The organism is Acinetobacter rongchengensis, from assembly GCF_003611475.1.
GTDB classification, from domain to species: Bacteria; Pseudomonadota; Gammaproteobacteria; order Pseudomonadales; family Moraxellaceae; genus Acinetobacter; species Acinetobacter rongchengensis.
In genome coordinates this window covers 1-1,735 of sequence record NZ_RAXT01000133.1, presented here as the reverse complement: position 1 = coordinate 1,735, position 1,735 = coordinate 1, and the positions used below count along the sequence as shown (strand labels likewise).

At 42.1% G+C, this 1,735-nt stretch carries 1 pseudogene; it reads left to right on the top strand.

Annotated elements, in window-relative coordinates:
• Positions 1–1,686, top strand: a pseudogene (locus D7V20_RS19940) (hypothetical protein); the annotation flags it as partial.
• Positions 1,687–1,735: the final 49 nt, after the last annotated feature.

The following is a 1,735-nucleotide window of genomic DNA, read 5'->3' as shown; positions in this document are numbered from 1 at the left end:
GAGGCAGGCGCACAAGTGATTTACCAAACCTTGGTGAATGGTACTTGGACAGATCTAAGCACATCAACGATCGCTGCGAATAATACTTCATCGTATGATGTGGATTGGTCTGCACAGCAAATCAATGATCAAAGCCGTAAATTCCGTGCGGTGATTACGGATGTGGCAGGCAATAGTGCAACAGTCTATGTTGGTGGTGCGGATGAAGCCGCTGCACAAAACTATCGTATCGATAATGTGGCAGCAACGGGTAAATTCACAGGTTCAAAAAGCACTTCAAAACAAGGCGGGATCGATCTCCAGAATCCTGCATTGCAATTTAGTGAAACAGGTGAACGCAACTTCAAAGTCTATGAGCAAGAGTACCGTGGTCAACATAATGATGGACTGACAGAACTGACGTCAGGAAGTGGTTTGCAAACAGATGCCAATGGTAAGCTTGATTTATCGACATTACTTGCGCATGTAGACAACTTTAAAAACTATGTGTTTGAAACAGTGGACAATGCAGGCAATATCTCGATTAGCTCACAATTCTTTCAAGATATCCCGACGCCATTGACTGAGTTTTATGGGCAAGCCAACTATGTGAATTGGTATTATCAATCCTACAGTTACTTAAAAGAATTCAGTGCATCGGCTTTCATGGAAACGGATGGGATTAAATTCTATAACGACAGTGGTAACCTTGCAGGCTTTGCAACACGTTACGAAGGCGGTGGTTATGTGGGAGAAACACAGGTTTACCTGACCTTAGGTAATGGTACAGTGCTGACGACGACGGTTGAATTAAATAAAGGTTATTGGGAGTTTAGTTATAATGGTAGCAACCCAATACCAGAAGGCGAAATCGTAGGTTTAAGACTGGTGGCTGTTGGGCAGCAATACCTGACTCAAAACGAAATAGCGGATTATCGTTACGATGTTTCAGTAGACCAAATCATTGCTGAAGGAGAGAACGCATATCCACCAACCCTTTCAGGTGGTACTGGTTCATATGGTTTTCTTAACTCACCTGTGCAATACATTAAAGGTCAGGCGGATACAACAGGTAGTGAGGATTGGCGTGATTCACTGGTTTCTCAAGAATATACCAGTACGCGTGATAACGATGCGATCTACTCGAATGGTGTAGCGACGACGTTGGTGTACAAAGTATTGGATACGATCACTACTGATATGAATAGTGGTGGAGCTTATCTAGGAGAAACAGGGACCACAATTGGTTTAAATGGTTATGGTTCACAATTTGATTTAGGTACATTCGGTAACAACAACTTGAATGGTTGGATTGACCGTAGTGGTGATGACTTTATCAATGCGACTACTTTAGATTTTATTGATATCAATGGAGATGGGGTTTATGACGGTTCATCAGGTGATCAAAGTACACAAGTGACTGATCTTTGGAATCATTTTGATGCAACTAAAGATAAACTTGATATCAGTGAGTGGATTGCGCAAATTGAGCAAGAGACAGGAGTGACGATTACGGACAGTAATATTGCGCAGTACTTAACAGCTGAATCGGTGACCAATGCTGAGACGAATGCAGTATCGACGGTGCTAAGTATAGACCGAGATGGTGCTGGAACGGCTTATGCAAGTAGCCAATTCTTGATCTTAGAAGCGACAGGTAAGTTGGAATTAGCGGACTTGTTAAATAACAACATTATCCTGCATTAACAACTAGATTCATAAGTGAAACTAAAAAGAGCCACATTTCGATGTGGCT